Genomic DNA, 16895 nt, shown 5'->3' on the forward strand with positions numbered 1-16895 from the left:
TGGTCAATTTGCTCCGAAACGGGGTGGTCAATTTCGCCCGGAACAGGTGGTCAGTTTAAACTGAAACGGGGTGGTCAATTTCACCGAATTTTCCAACTACGGCAAAGGGATCAGACAACTTCCGTTTTATGCCAGTCGCCGGAAGTTGATGGGTTTTTCCAGGATTAAATCCGGGGCGACTTATCACAAATGTTTACGGGAGCTGGTCAGCTACGGCTACCTGGACTATCATCCTTCTTTTCACCCGCAACAAGGGAGTCGTATAGTGTTGACCGCAACTACGGTTTCTTCGGATGATGATCGATGAGAAGCTGTTAATCGAGCTCTTCGAACAGAGAGACCGAAAACGTAGAGAGGCCCTGTTTGAGCTTTTCCGAGAGGATCTTTTTGCCAGCCTGACACGTGCCAGGATTGCAGATATGATTAATATCAAATTAGGCAGACCAGGGCTTATCACAGCAGAAGATGTGCGCTACTGCCGGTTCTACTTCAAGGACAAAAAAACTAGGCGAATTCCCAGAACTGTGGAAAAGACAATACGTAAGCCGGATCAATCCCAAGATGCTGAGAATTTTCAATCGAGCGCATTCAAGGTAACCGATCCGGGTGAAATCAAGCTAGAAGACCAATTTAAGTTCAAATCAAAACATTCAGCCAAACAATGAAAAAGCAATTTCACTTCATCGTGCAGGCCAAAGGCGGCGTGGGCAAAAGCCTGCACACCTATCTGAGGGCGCTTTCCGAAGCGGGCAGCTCTTCTCTCTTTGTTGACCTTGACAGCTCTACAAAAACCTCGTCCAGGCAACTCGCCTTTCTAGGACAAGACCGGTTTGAAGCTTTCTCTCTGCTGGACAACCGCGAAAGGCTAATGCGGGACCTCTTCATAGGCTACGTGGAAAGCCTGGTAGATAGCCCCTTCGAGAAAGTGTATATGGATTTCGGGGCTCCGGAAAGTGAGCAACTGCCTGCTCTGATCACTCGGGATATCGATTTGAAGGAATGGTGTGACGAGCTTGGCATTGAAGCCATATTCCATATCATCATCGGCGGTGGTGGAGCGTATCTGGCCAGTATACAGTTTTTGGAAAAGATGCGGGCAGCATTAAGATCAAAATTTGAGATCGTGATCTGGCAAAACCTGTTTGGTTTTAACCAGTTTCCAGGCTTGTCCAAAGAGCTCGAGGACAACTGCACCGCACTCGGACTTGACCTCAGACGCTTCGGAGATTTCGAGCCAGCTTCACTTTTGGGCGGACAGATCCTTGACGGCATCCGTAACGGCTATGCGCTGAAAGACTACCCACCAGGCGCAAGGCTCAGGCTGAAAAAGGAGCTCAAAGAAAATTTCAGCGATGAATAGCCCGGAGCCCAACCGTCTTACCCAGACCAGGGGTAAGTATGCGGCCAAGTACGGCCACGATATCGATGACTGGTCAGCCCTGTTTCTGACTGAAACCCAGGAGCATTTTCAAAACCTGGAAATCAGGGTCGGCAAATCCATTGCAGCCATCGACCGGGCTGCATTGGAGCTGAAAGGCAGGAAACGGTTCTTGCAGTTTCAAGACCGTAACCAGGCGCTATTTTACGGCTTAGGAGTAAGTGCTCCTTACTCCATTGCAGGGATTGTCATATCTGTTTTATTCTATGTACTGATACGCAATGGGCAGCAGTATGTAGAGCGGCAACGGATTTTGGATGAGTACGAAAATGCTCCCGCTTACAGGCAGATCATGGAGCAGGGAAAGATTGTTGAGTACAATAGGATGCAGTACCTGCAACTGACGCCTTTACCTAAAAAAGGTCAGCCTCAGATCGGCAAACACTACATCTATGACTCCCAGGGCAAACGGGTGCTGGTGCCGCTCGGGGCCGAATAGGACAGCTTGTTTTTCAAACGATTTCGAACAAAAGCGAACAACTTCAAACGCTTTCGAACGAATTCAAACACTTTCAAACAAATCCGAATTTTTTAGAACGGAAGCGAACGCTTTCGAACAGTTTCGAACATGGGCTGTAGTTTTCTCCCTAGCCAGCTATCGCCGGTACGTCGCAAAATGCGACTCCCCGGCGGAGCTGGCCAGGAGAAACCCCTGGACCCCTGCTATTCGCCTCCGGCTCATAGTTAATCCCAAAAGACATATGCAAAATCAGAAAACGAAAGGCAGACCGCCCAAAGACAAAGGCACTGCTAAAAGGGAACACTTTTCAGTCTGGGTGAGCGCTGATCAGAAAACCCAGATCATTCAAATGATCGAAAAAAGCGGGCTTTCCGCCAGTCAGTATTTCTTGACATTGGCGCTGGACGTCCCTTTTAAAAAACCACAGAAAAGATCGCTCCCAAAGGCGACTGCAGACACAGTCCGAATACTGGAACAGCTCTCAGGTATCCTGTCGCTGGCGGTTCTCAAGACCAAAGATCAACAGATGCTTTCCGCTCAATGGCAACAGAGTAGTCAGCGTGTCCGCTTACTTGCTGACCTTATCACCTTATGGGTATTTGAATCCTTTGAGATCCGTCGCATAAAGCAGACGCTTGATAGCCTGTGCTCATGGTTAAATGGGTTGACAGGCTTTTTGTCGCTGTTTCCTGATGAGCTTGAAAGCAAGCAGCAGCTTATTGAAGAGTGCCGGTTGAACACCCGGCTTGCAAGTGACCTGCTCGATAAATATGAAGCCTACTATCAGGCCCCACTATCAGAACTGGATCCGGCCTGGAAAGTAGTGAAGGCTGACGCCAGCGCTGTCCATCACGAGATTGAAAGTTCACTTACCACGTTACTTAAAAAGATCAAGGTATGATTGGGAAAGCAAGTTTGGGCAGTAGCGCCAAAAGGCTTATCGAGTACTGCTACTATGACAAAAAGGTTTCAGCGAAAATGCAAAGAAAGCTGGATATCAAAGAAGTCCGTGGAGAACTGGTCTACATACAGAACCTGGGAATTAAAATACAGCCAGATGGAAAGCTGGACCTGGAATATCTGATCAAACAATTTGAGGGTAACCACTCGCGGAATAAGCAGCTGTCTAAATACATCTGGCATCAATCGTTTAGCTTCGCGCCGGGCGAAAGACCCGGTAACGAGACCATCACCAGCATCACTACTGAGTTTGCCAGGGAGTTTGGGTTTGAACAGAACCAAATGCTCGTCTTCAAGCATGAGGACACCCGTAATCTGCACTTTCACATCGTCGCAAACCGGCTTAACCACAATGGAAAAAATACAGCCGATCACTTTAAGAACTACGCACGGATCGGAACTTTCTCTCGCAAAATGGAGCATAAACTAGGATTAGTCCAAGCACCTGATATGCGCATTAACCAGCGAAGGACACAGGAACTATCGGTAACCGACCACGCACATTTGAAGCTTAGACAGACGATTGACAAGCTGTTAGATAGCGTAAAATCTATCGATGAGCTTGAAAAGGAACTCGTAAATGCGGGATATAAATCTTACATCGGACGCGGCATTGCATTCTTTAATATGCAGAAGAAAATTAAGATCAAGGGTTCTGATTTGGGCCGTGATTATTCGCTTTCTTCTCTTGAAAAGCGATTGGCTCAAAATTTGGAAATCGGCCTCAAAAAAGAGCTAAGGCAGGACCTTCAAAAACAGAAAAAACGTGGTTTGAGCTTGTAATGGCAAGTTTTCGCAAAGAATAATCTATTTTAGCCCAAAACAACCCCGTTCACTCATGAAACTGAAAGCAATTAAATTCTTTTCCCCAGAGGAAAACGTCCCCAAATCCAAAGTGGTCGAAAAGGCCGCACCACTTCCGACAGGTTACATTTCTAATTCCGGCAAGCTCGTTTTCCCTGCGTCCGCGTTACGCGACCTGGGAATTGATCCTGAATCTACCCATTTCAAAATTGGAACCCAGCAAGGCAAGCGAAAAATAAAATCCGTATATCTTGTTCCGGCAGTGGGTTCGGATCAAACTTTTTCCTTTGAGAAAAGTGGCAGAGGCCACGTAATTCCATTGGCGATTATTCTGAAAAAAGGTAACGTCAACTTCGAAAGCGAAAAGCTGATCTTTAAGATTTCTACCTTTGATTTTGATCAAAATACCAAAGGCTTCGAGCTGGCCATCGAAACCGAAGCGCCAAAGCCTAAGTATACCGGAAAGCCCCGTGGCAGAAAGCCTAAGGCTGCGGTTGAAGCAGAATAAATATAATTGTAAAATGCAGGTAACCGGTCCCGGTTACCTGCTTGATTCGGGCCACGTTTGCTTACTGATAATTAAGCTAACCCAGTTGTATGTGCCCCTGGGCACTTGATGAAACCACCGATGGTTTCATCCTGCGGCTGCACAAGCAGCCTCTGTGAAAATTCATTCTACCAGTACAGCAATCCCAACCTTCTCGGCTTTTCGCTCGATCTTTTGTTTGAGACCGTAATATCCCCAGTTCCGGAAAAGGAACGGGTCGTCTTTTGCTAGCTGCTCCTTCTCTGTCTGATCTACGAGCAGCAGAGTCGCTGCTTTATTTTTAAGGCATATATCAATTAACCTCTTACTGTATACGTGCTGCTTGTGCGACACATACCGCTTCTCGGATTGTATCAACTGATCGATGCTCGTTTTCCTGAGCTGCCTTCGGCTGGTTTGATTCATAAAGGCCATTGCCTTTCTCTTCCGCCGGATGGCAGCTTGGATCGCAAGTCTTTTATAGAGATACTCGTCTTTGCTTCCGATTGTATAACGTTTGTTGCCTACCGAAACGATGATCGGGTAATCCAGCGATAAACTCGCCTCTGCAATGATATCCTGATCAAGCTGTTGCCCTTGCCGTTCTGTGTGAAAAACAGCGAGCATAAAAATCTTTCCTTTGTCAAGCACCAGCGAGCTGGTGCAAAGCTTGACCTGACTGGCCAGTAACCTTTGAAGCATTTCCCGCTTGTCATGGCCTGTTTTTCCCAGGTATGTCCTGAACGGAAAATCGAATAACGAAAAGTGAAACACTGCCCCTTCCTTGCTGCTTCTTAGCTTCTTGACATCGGTTCCTTTAAACGGGATCGGGATTTCCTTTCGGAAATTGGGCATTGCGCTTTCGCCGCTAGCTAACGCTTTGCTCATCTTGTTGAAACTGGCAACCAAATTTCCATTCAAGGCGCTCATGACGTGCATTGGGATACTGCCCTTATAATTTTGAGCGAGCACCTGATAGCTGGTGTTCATTCTCGATGTCGACAGTATCCCATGCTCGTCCTTCTTGATGTCAGAAAGCCTGGCTCTTACACCTTCGGTCAGGTAGAGCATTTCTCTGAGCTGCTTCTGTACGTAATGATGAGTAAAGATTTGGTTAGCGGCTTTGAAGCAGATGTAGCGCCATTGGTAGAGGGTATCGATAATCTTGTTCTTCTGATCGATGTCGTCCGAATCGATCAAAAGCCGGATCTTCCGCGTGGTGAAAAGCTTTTCCATAACCTAATGCCCATTTTGCTTCCAATGATTTTTGATAAGCTGATATGCTTTGATGTAATGCTGCTGAACCTGGGTTTGCGGGTAGCCTAGCATGGAGGCGATGTCAGCAAAAGACTTCTTCTGATCTTGCCTGAGCTCGAACACCTCAGCCTGCTCACTACTCAGAATATGATCGTAAGGGAACGGCTGCTTTGCTTGCCTTATCGGCACAGTCGCACGGGGCGCTACCATTTTTTTTAGCTCCTCCACGGCTTTTTGGATTTCGCTGGTCACATGCAGCGTACTGGCTCCTATTCTTTTCGCAACCTCGCGCGCGCTGTGTCCGTCCCTGAAATGAAGGCTGGCTATTAACTGGCGCTGTTTGGGTAGAAATGAGATTGCTTTCGAGATTTCATTCCACCTTTTCCCTTCGGTGCCGTCCTCGAAGTAACTATCCAGATCTGGCTTTTCGCCCAGGGAAGGTTCGAGATGGTCTATTTCAGTCATTTTCCGGTATACCTGGTAGGACGGCTTTTGGACCTGTTTCAAGAGTTGCCAACGGAGGTTGAGACGGATAAACCGGTATGCGTGAGGCAGGCTTTCAATCTTATCTCGATGTGCCCAGACTTTCAGGTAACATTCGTGCAGGATGCAGCTCACCAGGAACTCGTCGTTGACCAGCCCCCTACCAAGATAAAGTAGGCTATCGTAAGTCCGCTTATAAAAATAACTGAGCGCACGCTCATCGCCGCTGCGGAAAAGCAGCAGGTACTGTTCGTTGCGTGCGGAGGTCCTGGAGAGATCATGAAGTGGCATAGCATTTACGATAACTTGACAAAAGAAAATAGCAACTCTATGAGTGCCGACAATCATTCGTCTGCACACGTTATGCGAACGATTGTTAAAACAAATATATCGAAAGTTACCAAAAGACACACATGTGTGTACTGAAAATTTTTAGGCTTCCCGTACTTCGTCCCAAGCATGAAGGACCAAGAAAACATCGGCAGAATCGAACAGTATGTAATCGATTACGTAAGGGAACTACGTGTGAGTAACAATTTACTTCAAGAGGACATCGCCACCATCCTTGGAACCACAAAAGCATTCATCAGTAATGCGGAAAGCACCAATCATCGGGCTAAATACAATCTCAAACACATTGATAAGTTGGCCCAGCATTTCAATCTCTCTCCCAGGGACTTCTTACCTGAAAAGACGTTACAATAATCGGATTGTGTTCGGGTCATAAATTGCAAATCGACTTGGCACTTTCAGTCGCTCTTATACAAATCCATATTGGGATTGGGACTGCTACAAACATATAGCTTACATATGGTCAAAGCTGGAGACGGGGCTAAGTCGCTGTCCACTCGAAGGACATCAGCCAGATCATGATCAGTGCAAACGAAAGTTACAAAGCAAAAAATAACGGTTGCAAGCCTGCACTCCGCTATCCGGCTTTTTAGCTGATCGCTCGGCAGCCAGCCGCACCCTAAACCGCTGGATAGGCTTGCAACCAAGGGACAAGCCCCGTCATTTTTTCTTTGATCGATAGGCAGCGATTGCCCTGAGCACAGAGCCGGGGCCAAAGCAACTTAAATGCCTTTCAATCATGAGAAATCTTGAAAGTACTCCTAAAATCTATGTGGGAACCTACAGCCAGTACAACAATGGGTCACTGTTTGGTAAGTGGTTTGACCTGACGGACTTCGCTGACTTCAAAGAATTCCTGCAAGACTGCTACGAATTTCATCGAAATGAACTGGACCCGGAGCTGATGCTCCAGGACTGGGAGAACATCCCGGATTTTTTGATATCAGAATGCAGCCTACATAAAGAGGCATTTACATATTTCGAGGCCATCGGTGAAATGGATCATGAGACTGCCGAAGCATTCGAGATTTACTGCAAACAGATTAACTATTGGCCATCCAACGGGTACGAATTAGATGACCAACTTGATGGATTCCGGGAAAGCTACCGAGGATTCTTCGGCGGTTCAGGGAAAGATGCTACACTTGAATACACCTACCAATACATCGAAGAGACGGGACTACTCTCAGGCGTACCATCCGCGCTCGAAAAATATTTTGACTACGAAGCTTTCGCGAAAGACCTGTTTTTAGAAGGGTACAGTGAATATGAAGGTCATGTTTTCGTAGACTACTAATAGTTTTTTCGATGGAATAACCGTCACTGACTGTTATTCCATCGATTATTAGACTTACATTACGGTAAATGGGCAATTAGTTGTTTTCTGTTTGCAAATCGCGAACAAAAAACCAGCTTTGAAGTATGACATCACATAATGGCATGAGCCCCAAGGGCGTGATCGTCCTCTGACAGATTGTTTTGTGGGAAAACAGATCTTCGCAATATCGGGATACCGATTGAATCCGCATGAGTGTTGAGAATATATCCCCGCTGAGTAGTCCCGAGATCATCAGCGGGTGTTTGCTGCGCACAGCTTAAATAATCACACTAATTACCTGGAAGAATCCGCCCCGTAGATTCCAAACCACCGCCAGAACCAGCTCACCTGCTATTTTTATCGTTATTTCTGATACTATCTTTCACAAACTGGCGCTGATTGAAATTTTGTATTAGTTTACATAGGCACTAAAACCCTGGACTATGAAAGCTGTTGAATTCCACCTGCCTCAGGATGTCGATAAATCCTTCATCGTGTTCCGCGAAAAAGGCGATTTCTTTCCTGCGCCCTGGCACTACCACGCGCATTTTGAATTTGTATTGGTCAATAAGAGTACAGGTAAAAGGATGGTTGGTGACCATATCGGCTATTTTGAAGAGGATGACCTCGTTTTCATGGGTTCGCTGCTGCCACACGTATGGGTGAATGATCCTGTTTACCTGGAACGAAAAGCGAAAGAGCAAGCCGATGCGCTGGTGATCCACTTTACCGACGATTTTCTGGGGGAAGATTTTATGAATATTCCGGAAATCGATAATTTGAGAAAAGTCCTCGCCCTGGCCGACCGCGGCCTTGCATTACGCGGTGATACGCGTACCCGGATCAACAAACTGATCCGTGAAATGCCCCCAATGAGTGGGTTACAGCGACTGTCCAACCTTTTCCTGATATTCGATATCATGTCGACCACGTCGGAATATGATCTTTTGGCTAGCCCGCGCTTCGTTCAAAACTTCCATTACGATTCCTCCGACCGCTTCAAAAAAATCACCGGCTATATCATGCAAAACTTTGACAAGGATATTAGTCTCAGTGAAATCGCCGCCGTAAGTAGCATGGGCGTCACTGCATTTTGTAATTTTTTTAAGGAACAGTTCCGGGTTACGTTTGTAGAATACCTTACTACGGTCCGGATTGGTCACGCCTGCAAATTACTGTCACAAAATGACCGGAACGTGGTGGAAGTAGCTTATGAATGCGGCTTTAATAACCTGGCGAATTTCAACCGGCAATTCAAAAAACTGAAATGCATGACGCCGAGCGATTACCGCAAAACGCTGGCAATCCGATAAAGTCGTGTGGTTTCGCTGGTAGTACTACTGAAATATAGTATTAGCGGCGGGCATCGGCGAGGCTTTTCGCCAATACCAGCAGCTTTTCACGAATCGTATCTTCCGCTCCCGGCATAAGGCAGCTGTAACGGCAGCGCCAGGTTTCGTATCCTCCCTTGACGATTTCCTCCGCCGGAGGCACATAACCTACGTTCCCATTGGCCATGCTGATCGTGAAATAATGCGCTGCCACGGAATTTTCTTTGAGGTACAGTCCCGTTTCCGAAAAAAACTCTCCTGCCAGTCCACCTATCATTCCATCGCCTATCCTGATCACCTGCACAGGACATTCGCGCCGGTCGGGCATTTCATTGAGCAATATCTGCTCTCTCGCATATATCTGCTTCAACCCTTCCTGATCCGGTTCAATGGTTTCAAAACGCGCGCCGGCCAGGAGCCCGGCTGCTGTTTCAAGTTCGCGGGAACTGGGTTTGGCAACGGGAATAGACACATTCTCCAAAGTCGCATCCAGCAATACATCCGATTTCCATTCCAATGTATCCACACTCTGAAAAACCCGGCTCGCCAGATCAGAACCTATCAATTCGCTTTTTGCAAAATGCGCCTTGGGATACCGCTCGGGGTACATAAAATCCCAGATATTAACATCTCCGCTGGTACCGTTGCTCATCATTCCGACAAACTCCGGCCCTGCCCGGAGTTTGTCGCCGAGTGTCCTGGCAAATACCCCAAAATAGTCTGCTGAAATCGTCCCATTTTCCCAATCGCCCACATAATGCAGCGAATAATTTGCCAGTAAGCCAATCCAACGACCGTCCGTACCCCGCACTGCCAGGTAACCCAGCTCCGGATCGGTAGGTGCAATACTTCTGAAAATGCTGCTCTCTGCGCCAAATGGATTGGTCTTAATCAGATCATCCCCGCCCGAAACCGGGTTGAACGGGCGGTAATCTGTCTGCATTTCGTATCTGCGGCAAAGCAAATGCTCCGGAGCCTGTACACTTCCGAATGCCAGCTGTGCAGGGCGGAGATTTTGGATAGCCAACCGGACGGATTCGACAATCAGCCCCGGCAATTTCTGCGCATAAGCTGGGTCAACGCTGCCGAGATGCACATCCGCTACCGAACCCGCCGCGTGCGTGTGCGTACTCGAAATCAGGATGTGGGAAGCCGGAATGCCTGTTATCCGGGCTATATCCGCTTTAACAGGATTGAGAAACTCTCTCGGCATTACGCAAATATCCACCACCACCAAAGCAACGACGGTATCGTCACATTTCAGGACGAGCGCTTTGGAATACAGATCATCATGAATGTAAGTCGCATAATGCGTGATAAAATCCCCATTAATGCGGGTCCCCAGCGGAGGGGTAGTTTTAACTTGTGCAGCTCCGGATTGTAGCATGGGTTTGATTGGATTGGGCGTCTCGTTCATTCACTCATTCTCTCATTCAATCATTCGATCATCCTTCCACGCCTCCCTCAAGAATCTGAGCCAGTTTCCGCTGAAGATGTTGTCGATATCTGTCTCCGAGTAGCCTCTTCTTTCGAGAATGGATTCGTACTTCTGTAAGTCTGCAATCGAATTAAGGTCCCAGGGTGATTGCTCTGTGCCGAAAATGCCGTCGAGATCGCTCCCTATGGCAATATGATGACTATTTCCCGCCAGCTGGCAGATGTGATCCCAGTGATCAACCAGATGTTCCAGCCGGATATCCAGTTGCCAGGGGTCGGAAACCATATCGATAAAACGGATGTCCATGGCCCAGCAATCGAGCATACCGCCAATCACAGCGCCCCGCTCGATCAACCTTTTAATCTGATGGTCGGCAAGTTGCCGCTGGTTGGGCACAATTTTGCGGACGTTATGGTGGCTCGACCAGATAGGTCCGTCGTAACAATCCAGTGCCTGCTCGAAGCCTTCGTCTGTCAGATGCGTGGTATCCAGGATCATATTCAGCCGGGACATTTCACGCATTAACTCAAACCCCGCCGGCGTCACCGGCCCCTGCATCTTTGTCCCCGGAGCATACCTCCCGGGGCCGAAATGCGACAGGCCAACTGCCCGCAGGCCGTCGTCATAAGCTCTCTGCAAATAAGAAATATCTACCAGGGAATCGGCCCCTTCGAGACTTAAAATATAGCCGACAGGCTTCAATTCCGCCGCCGTTGACTGATCATTCCAAAGCGCCAGGTGTGCATTTAATCCCGTCAGGTTCCTGATCTGGACCATTTCGCCAAGCGCCTCCATTTCCCGGTACCAGGCCAGCTGCGCCTGCGTCATCGCCCAGGCTTGCTGAGGCGAATTCCAGCCTGCCAGCGCACTTCCCTGCGGGGTGTAACGCGCCAACTGGGTTGCTACTACCAGACCAATATTGCCCTTTCTAAGCTCCGGTAAACAAACGGTCCCTTTGCCGCGGTCATTTTTGTCCGACATGTGCATCTCGCGCTGCCGTATTTCAGCCAGTGGCCGGGTCAAGTCCCGGTTCCATTCAATGGCATTCATAGACAAATCCAGGTGGCCGTCGAAAATCAGTCTGCTCATCGTTTTTTACCGAAAATTAAATCCGTTACGAACTTCCGCTACCTCTTCCGTGCTGTAATTAAAAGGATATTTCTCAATCAGTTCCCTTACCTGAACGCTGAATTTCCGATGCAATTCCTGCCATTTTTCCATTTCTCCGGCCGCATACGCGTAAAAACCTGCTCCACTGCTCATTCCGGATTTCCGTTCCGACAACATTTGCCTGAAAAAGTCGGGGATTCGCGTGCAGTTGGAAAGCTCCGGATTGAGGTCTTTCATAACCATTCCATAAGCATAAGTCCCCATCAGGTCCATGTAACGCAAATTCCCCGCAAACGGCAGATAATATCCGGCATCATTCCGGCATGCGCGGTCGATATCTTCTACTGTGGCGAAACCATTTTCAACCAGATAAAAAGCCTCCCGGATCAGCGCGCCCATCAGTCGCATACGAACACCGGCGTTCCCTTTGATAATATACGGATCCTTATTCCACCACTTCTCAGCGGTCTGGCTAATTTGCCCGGCTATACCTTCATCGGTTACCTGATTCGTGATAATTTCAAGAAAAAAGGTAGTATCCGCCGGCTCCACCCAGTTCAGCCCGATGATCCGCCTGGGAAATGCCGCGTTTTCCTGCAACAGGTCCAGCCCGATAGTTTCCGTATTGATTGCAATGATCGTATTTCCGCCCAGCTTGTCTTCCAATACCCTCAGTTGCTGCTTTTTAACAGCCAGGTCTTCTTCCGTGACTAATATTGCAAGTGCAAACGGTTCTCCTGCCTGATGCCAGGTCAGCTCAGAAATGTCTCTCTCCGCTGTAAAAACAAGCCCCGATTGTTGCAGGCAAGTTGCGATGCCGCTCGCGAGCATATGATCACCTACCAGCAATACAGGTTCCAATTGTTGTCCCCCTTTTGTCATTTTTCCAGCTTAATACTTCTTGTCAAATATTTTTGAGAACTTTCTCCGCGGTAGCGACAGCCCGATCAATATCTTCATCCTTGTGCACCGCACTGATGTACCACAAGCCCCGACCGATCACCCGGATGCCCTCGTCGTGCATACCTGCGATGAATCTGCCCAGTTTGGCCTTATCTGCCATGAGCGTGTCGCGATAATCGGCAGTTTTTTTCAGGCTTGTGAAACTGATCGCAAACATCGGCCCAGGGCCTTCCACCAGCATGGCGTGACCAGTTGCGGCGGCGGCGGACCTCAGCCCTTCCATGAGTTTGCGGCCCAGCCGGATCATATTCTCGTGCGGCTGTTCATTTTCCAAAACCTCTATGGTAGCCAGCGCCGCGGCTACGGTCGGGTTATTGGCATTCATCGTGCCGGCATGTATCACTTTCGCCTGCTCAATCAGTTGCATCCATTCGTATTTACCAACAATTGCGCTGATCGCATAACCACTGGCGATGGCCTTGGCGAAAATCGACAGATCGGGAGTCACACCGAAGTACGTTTGTGCGCCTCCCAGGGATATCCGGAAGCCAGTGATCACTTCGTCGAATATGAGCGCAATATTGTTTTCTGTGCAAATATCCCTCAACCCCTGCAGGAAACCCGGGATAGGCTCAATACATCCATTATTACACATAATCGGCTCTGTGATGATCGCCGCGATTTCGGCAGCCCGCTCAGCCACGATTTTACGTACCAGCTCGAGGTCGTTCCAGGGTAAAATGATAAAGTCATTTTCTACCCCCTCGGGCAGGCCCTGCGTCCAGGGGAATACATGCGGCTTTTCACGGCTGCCCAGTGCTTCCGGCGAAGGTGCGGAAATACCCCAGCATACATTATCCATCCAGCCATGGTAATGCCCTTCGAAGCGAAGGAATTTATTTTTCCCGGTTTTTGCCCGCGCGACGCGGAAAGCTGTCTGCACTGCCTCAGAACCGTCCAGACAAAAACGCATCAGCTCGGCAGAAGGAATGAGTTCATTGAGTTTTTCGGCCAATTCTATTTCTTTCAAATGCTGGCCCGCAAACAATTGCCCCGTTTCGGAATATTCTCCGACCGCCTTCAAAACCTCCGGGTGAGAATGCCCGAGGATCAGCGGTCCCTGGCTAAGAGTAAAATCAAGGTATTCATTCCCGTCGACATCGTAGATCCTGCTTCCTTTCCCGTGCGTATAAAACAGCGCATGCGGATGGTTGTATTTTCTGAATTCAGAAGAAACTCCGCTGGCAAGTACTTTCCTGGCCCTTTCCAGCAAGGCGGCGGATTTTGAGTAAGTTTTCATAATTTGTATAAATGCCCTTTCACCTGCTCTTCCGAATACTTGGCAGCCAGGCTATGTATTTCAAGATTAAACCGAGTAAATGCCTCGTCCCACTGCTTGCCCTCACCGGGCCCATAGGGGTACAGTCCCCTGTCATTGTGTATGCCCCGGGCTGTTTCAGCCACCATTACCTGCATCATTTCCGGCACGCCGGCCGCGTTACTCAGCTGCGGGAAAATATTATCCAGGGCAGCAGCGTAATCTTTCAGCCCCAGATAATCCATTCTCCTGAAAACGCCCATTAAAGTCATCCATGAGCCTGCATCGTAGCGAAATACCTTGTCAAGATCCTCCCGGGTTGCATTCCCGCTTTCCATCTGATAGAATATTTCACGATACACCGCATACATCAGCCGGTTCGTAATAAAGCCGCGTATATCTTTTTTCAAAAGGGTGGGTTCCTTGCCCCATTGGTGAGCCAATGTAAATATGCGCTCGGCGAAAACTGGCATGGTCAGCTTACCACAGGTGATTTCCAGAAAACGCGTCATAAACGCTGGTTCGGCCCAGTGAATACCCAGAAAGCGGCCCGGATTGGACACATAAGGTTGCAGCTCGCTAATGGGCAGCGCAGAAGTGTTACTGCCGATGATGCACTCGGCGCTGACTACGTCGGTGATTTTCCTGTAAACCTCCGATTTGACGGCCAGCTTTTCGACTACACATTCGATTACAACCTGGCAGTCTGCCAGTACTGCATAATCCTGAGATATTTCGAGTCTCGCTTTCAGATCTTCATCCGAATCTGTCAGCCCTGCTTCCTGGCAATAATGAAGTTGGGTATAGATCCTTTCATGTACATTTTCTGCGTCGGAAGCAATCGGAGCGATCGCCTTTACCGGGTGTCCGGAAATCAGCAGCGCAGCGACTATGCTGCTACCCATCAATCCCAGGCCCACCACTCCCACCGGTATTGCCGCAACATTCGATTGTTCATCCATACTTGCGGCGCTCAGGCTGGCAGTTTTACAATGCAATCGATTTCCACTTTGATGTTTTCTGCCAGAACAGACTGCACGGTTGTACGCGCAGGCTTAATGCCGGGGAAGTAGGTGGCATAAACGGCATTATACCTGTCGAAATCCTGTATGTCGGCCAGGTGAGCCGTGCATTTGACCACGTTTTCCATAGAGGCGCCGGCGGCACTAATAATCGCTGCGATATTATCCAGCGTGCGCGCGGTTTCCTCCTCAATCGTACCGAGTACAAATTGAGAGGTTTTAAAATCCACGGCAGCCTGACCACTCACAAAGAGAAATCCATCTACCACAATACCATCAGAATAAGCACCGGTAGCAAAAGCAGGATCACGATCGGGATGAATTATATTTGTCATAAAAACGAAATATTATTTCAAAAAACAACTACATCACAAAAGTACATATCACCCACTTTTGCGTTCTCCTACTTTTGTGTGGATTACTGATACTATCTTTTATCCGCTGTTTTAGGCGTTCAACCCGCCGTCCATGAGAATATTCTCGCCATTGATGTAAGCACCTGCATCCGAAGCAAGCAGCACAACCAGGCCTTTGATATCATCCTGATTGGCCATGCGGCGCAGCGGCACCTTTTTGATGTAATTATGAAGAAATGCAGCAGGCTGGTTGTTAAAGAGCCCGCCAGGACTAATGCAATTGAAACGGATATTCTTCCCCGCATGCATCTGCGCCATATACCGGTTGAGGTTGATAAGTCCGGCATTGTGGAAGAAATAATCGGGTGGTAGGTCGCCCATATTCTCGGTACCGTCATAATTGGAGAGGTCCGGGCCGAACATACCCATCATCGAAGCAATGTTGATCACGCTTCCGCCACCGCTCTGAATAATCAGATCTGTCATTTCCCTTAATAAATCCACCATCCCCGTCGCGTTTGTATGCATAGACTCCTCAAACTGGCTCAAAGGTGCATTATATCCTTTCATTGGCCTGGAAACCGCATTATTTACAAACCCGTCCAGCCTGCCGAAGGTATCGCGGACGTATTGCTTCAAAGTCAATACCGATTCATGATCGCTCTGGTCTGCCTGCATCGGATGTACATCCAGGCCGCGTTCCGTAAAAATCGCCGCGGTAGTCCGGGCAGAGACAATGTCACGGGAAGTAGTGATTACCGTAGCATCCGCTTCGGCCAAACCTTCCACAATACATTTCCCGTAATTCCCCGACCCTCCGGTCACAAGGATTACTTTGTTCTTTAAGCTAAATAGGTCTTTGATATGCATTTTTTTGGTTGTCAGTTATTGGCGGGCGGCTAACGGCTTTTGACTAACGGCTGTCAGCCAATTCCTCCCTTACCCTCCACAATCACCCTCACAATCCTTTCGGTTTTGCCGAAGTCCAGCCTAGGCTTTCCTTCTTCCACCGACCGGATAAATTCAATGAGGTTGTCGCGGAACATCGAATATGAGTTGCGTATATCGATCAGTTTCCAGGCATTCCTGCCAAAGAGCGAAACCTGGAAGGTGCCCGATATCTCGTTGAAGAGGTGAAGCGTCACGTCCGGCCCGTTTTCAAGTCGGAGGTGTACGATTTCGCGGTCCGCTTCGCCGATGCTTTTGACCGAGCGCACTTCGGGATCGTCCAGGATAGCAAAAATGGCTTCGAGTAAATGTATCCCGTATTTCTTCCAGTCTTTCTTGCCCACAGCGGTGACCAGTTCCAGCTTGCCGAGCGATTTCAGCTCCTGCCTGGCCACCCGCACTTCATTTGCGTAACGCATCGACGAACAGGACATAATGAAACTGCCGGCCGCGCTTTGGGCCGAGAACCAATCCAGATCTTCGGCAGAGTATGCAAGCGGCTTGTCAATGAAAATCGGGATGCCTGCCTCAATGAAGGACCGCGCCATTTCCTTGTGGTTTTCAGGATCATCGCGCGCCAGGATCACTGCATCTACCTCACCGATCATTTCGGCCAATTCGTCTACAATAACTGTCACCCCGACCGCTTTACAAATGCTTTCAGCGATTTCGCGCTCCTGCGCCCATACATGCGTAACCTTTGCCGCCGGCAAGCCCAGCGTATCGCGGTTAGCTTCCAGATAAGCGGCCACTGCGGGGTAGCCGATCCGTGTGATCTCCTCCCCGTCGAACTGCCCGTTGATGATCGCCGACCAGGAGTAGGGATGGGCATTGCCGGGGCTCATGCCAATGATTCCAAGTTTCAACATATT

Annotated in this window: 19 protein-coding genes; 9 read left to right on the plus strand and 10 right to left on the minus strand. The window is 48.7% G+C overall.

Features of this window, described 5'->3' with window-relative positions; all coding sequences use genetic code 11:
* Nucleotides 1-293: 293 nt before the first annotated feature.
* The 6 genes from CLV60_RS16930 to CLV60_RS16955 all read left to right on the plus strand — a co-directional run bounded on the left by CLV60_RS16930 (nt 294) and on the right by CLV60_RS16955 (nt 4170).
* On the plus strand, nt 294-665 hold the full coding sequence (locus CLV60_RS16930; protein WP_106596570.1) for a hypothetical protein: 372 nt from the start codon (nt 294-296) through the stop codon (nt 663-665).
* Entirely contained in the window at nt 662-1360 is a 699-nt protein-coding gene (locus CLV60_RS16935; RefSeq protein ID WP_106596571.1) for a P-loop NTPase family protein, read from the plus strand. Before CLV60_RS16930 ends, CLV60_RS16935 begins: the two co-directional genes overlap by 4 nt.
* Nucleotides 1353-1877, plus strand: coding sequence for a hypothetical protein (locus CLV60_RS16940; RefSeq protein ID WP_106596572.1), 525 nt, complete (start codon nt 1353-1355; stop codon nt 1875-1877). Before CLV60_RS16935 ends, CLV60_RS16940 begins: the two co-directional genes overlap by 8 nt.
* A 262-nt stretch (nt 1878-2139) precedes the next feature.
* Nucleotides 2140-2799: a plasmid mobilization protein gene (locus CLV60_RS16945; RefSeq protein ID WP_106596573.1), complete on the plus strand. Its 660-nt coding sequence runs from the start codon at nt 2140-2142 to the stop codon at nt 2797-2799.
* Entirely contained in the window at nt 2796-3641 is an 846-nt protein-coding gene (locus CLV60_RS16950; protein WP_106596574.1) for a relaxase/mobilization nuclease domain-containing protein, read from the plus strand. The genes CLV60_RS16945 and CLV60_RS16950 overlap by 4 nt, the downstream gene beginning before the upstream one ends.
* 55 nt (nt 3642-3696) lie before the next feature.
* Nucleotides 3697-4170, plus strand: coding sequence for a hypothetical protein (locus CLV60_RS16955; RefSeq protein ID WP_106596575.1), 474 nt, complete (start codon nt 3697-3699; stop codon nt 4168-4170).
* Between the two features lie 162 nt (nt 4171-4332).
* Here CLV60_RS16955 and CLV60_RS16960 read toward each other — a convergent pair whose 3' ends face one another.
* Together CLV60_RS16960 and CLV60_RS16965 are read right to left on the minus strand one after the other, a co-directional pair.
* Nucleotides 4333-5424 carry a hypothetical protein gene (locus tag CLV60_RS16960; RefSeq protein WP_106596576.1) on the minus strand — a complete coding sequence of 364 codons (1092 nt, stop codon included), beginning with the start codon at nt 5422-5424 and terminating at the stop codon, nt 4333-4335.
* Between the two features lie 3 nt (nt 5425-5427).
* Nucleotides 5428-6219, minus strand: coding sequence for an RNA polymerase sigma factor (locus CLV60_RS16965; protein WP_170118799.1), 792 nt, complete (start codon nt 6217-6219; stop codon nt 5428-5430).
* A 168-nt stretch (nt 6220-6387) separates the two neighbouring features.
* Between CLV60_RS16965 and CLV60_RS16970 the strand changes: the two genes are divergently transcribed.
* The 3 genes from CLV60_RS16970 to CLV60_RS16980 all read left to right on the plus strand — a co-directional run bounded on the left by CLV60_RS16970 (nt 6388) and on the right by CLV60_RS16980 (nt 8910).
* Nucleotides 6388-6633 (plus strand): helix-turn-helix domain-containing protein, encoded by a 246-nt coding sequence (locus CLV60_RS16970; protein WP_106596578.1) that lies wholly within the window; start codon nt 6388-6390, stop codon nt 6631-6633.
* 385 nt (nt 6634-7018) lie between these two features.
* A complete protein-coding gene (locus tag CLV60_RS16975) occupies nt 7019-7576 on the plus strand; it encodes an antirestriction protein ArdA (RefSeq protein WP_106596579.1) in 558 nt (185 codons plus the stop codon).
* Nucleotides 7577-8040: 464 nt separating this feature from the next.
* Nucleotides 8041-8910 carry an AraC family transcriptional regulator gene (locus CLV60_RS16980; RefSeq protein WP_106596580.1) on the plus strand — a complete coding sequence of 290 codons (870 nt, stop codon included), beginning with the start codon at nt 8041-8043 and terminating at the stop codon, nt 8908-8910.
* Between the two features lie 40 nt (nt 8911-8950).
* On the opposite strand, the gene CLV60_RS16985 is transcribed toward CLV60_RS16980, so the two are convergent.
* The 8 genes from CLV60_RS16985 to CLV60_RS17020 all read right to left on the minus strand — a co-directional run bounded on the left by CLV60_RS16985 (nt 8951) and on the right by CLV60_RS17020 (nt 16892).
* Nucleotides 8951-10315: a hypothetical protein gene (locus CLV60_RS16985; protein WP_229211008.1), complete on the minus strand. Its 1365-nt coding sequence runs from the start codon at nt 10313-10315 to the stop codon at nt 8951-8953.
* 42 nt (nt 10316-10357) lie between these two features.
* A complete protein-coding gene (locus CLV60_RS16990; protein WP_106596582.1) occupies nt 10358-11455 on the minus strand; it encodes a dipeptidase in 1098 nt (365 codons plus the stop codon).
* 6 nt (nt 11456-11461) lie between these two features.
* Nucleotides 11462-12337 (minus strand): 3-hydroxyacyl-CoA dehydrogenase family protein, encoded by an 876-nt coding sequence (locus CLV60_RS16995; RefSeq protein WP_229211009.1) that lies wholly within the window; start codon nt 12335-12337, stop codon nt 11462-11464.
* Nucleotides 12338-12380: 43 nt separating this feature from the next.
* The gene (locus CLV60_RS17000) at nt 12381-13679 is read right to left on the minus strand and encodes an aspartate aminotransferase family protein (RefSeq protein ID WP_106596583.1); all 1299 of its coding nucleotides are present in this window, start codon (nt 13677-13679) and stop codon (nt 12381-12383) included.
* A complete protein-coding gene (locus CLV60_RS17005; protein WP_106596584.1) occupies nt 13676-14659 on the minus strand; it encodes a 3-hydroxyacyl-CoA dehydrogenase family protein in 984 nt (327 codons plus the stop codon). The genes CLV60_RS17000 and CLV60_RS17005 overlap by 4 nt, the downstream gene beginning before the upstream one ends.
* 11 nt (nt 14660-14670) lie before the next feature.
* Nucleotides 14671-15054 carry a Rid family detoxifying hydrolase gene (locus CLV60_RS17010; protein ID WP_106596585.1) on the minus strand — a complete coding sequence of 128 codons (384 nt, stop codon included), beginning with the start codon at nt 15052-15054 and terminating at the stop codon, nt 14671-14673.
* A 111-nt stretch (nt 15055-15165) separates the two neighbouring features.
* On the minus strand, nt 15166-15945 hold the full coding sequence (locus CLV60_RS17015) for an SDR family oxidoreductase (protein WP_106596586.1): 780 nt from the start codon (nt 15943-15945) through the stop codon (nt 15166-15168).
* A 53-nt stretch (nt 15946-15998) separates the two neighbouring features.
* Nucleotides 15999-16892 (minus strand): Gfo/Idh/MocA family oxidoreductase, encoded by an 894-nt coding sequence (locus CLV60_RS17020; protein WP_106596587.1) that lies wholly within the window; start codon nt 16890-16892, stop codon nt 15999-16001.
* Nucleotides 16893-16895 lie beyond the last annotated feature (3 nt).

Source organism: Dyadobacter jiangsuensis (genome assembly GCF_003014695.1).
Classification (GTDB): Bacteria; Bacteroidota; Bacteroidia; order Cytophagales; family Spirosomataceae; genus Dyadobacter; species Dyadobacter jiangsuensis.